Raw genomic sequence first — 485 nt, forward strand, 5'->3', positions numbered from 1 at the left:
TACGCTCCTGGGTGGTTTCCATCGAGGAGTTGATCGAACGCAGGGTAGCGAGTGCGCCCATGGCGGAAGAGTTGGTCAGAATGCTTGTCATGGATGAGTGCCCCTTGTTGGCAAAGATGAAATGGAAAGGGACATTCCGGGATTACCGGGAAACGACGGTCAGCCTCATGCCTGCTGACGCTCTAATCTGTTCGGGTCAACCCGTCGTTTCGATGGTTACAACAAACACCATCGTGGTTAACGAACCCTAAAACCCGGAGAAACTTTTCGAAGTTTTATCAGTGCATTGGCGACAAAGAAAAACCGCGCCTCTTGCGAGGCGCGGTTTCGTATCTTGCTTCGGGTGCGGGCCGTGGCCCGCCCCCTTCAGCCCGTCGATTAACGGAACAGCGACAGGATGTTCTGCGAGTTCGAGTTGGCGATCGACAGTGCCTGGATACCGAGCTGCTGCTGCGTCTGCAGAGCCTTCAGGCGGGTCGATTCCT

1 protein-coding gene is annotated in these 485 nt (G+C 55.5%); it reads right to left on the minus strand.

From position 1 onward, the window contains the following. Window positions 1-378 precede the first annotated feature (378 nt). Window positions 379-485: flagellin (locus L981_RS34330; protein ID WP_256364305.1), on the minus strand; the 107-nt coding region annotated here is incomplete at its 5' end.

It is taken from the genome of Ensifer sp. ZNC0028, from assembly GCF_000799055.1.
Classification (GTDB): domain Bacteria; phylum Pseudomonadota; class Alphaproteobacteria; order Rhizobiales; family Rhizobiaceae; genus Ensifer.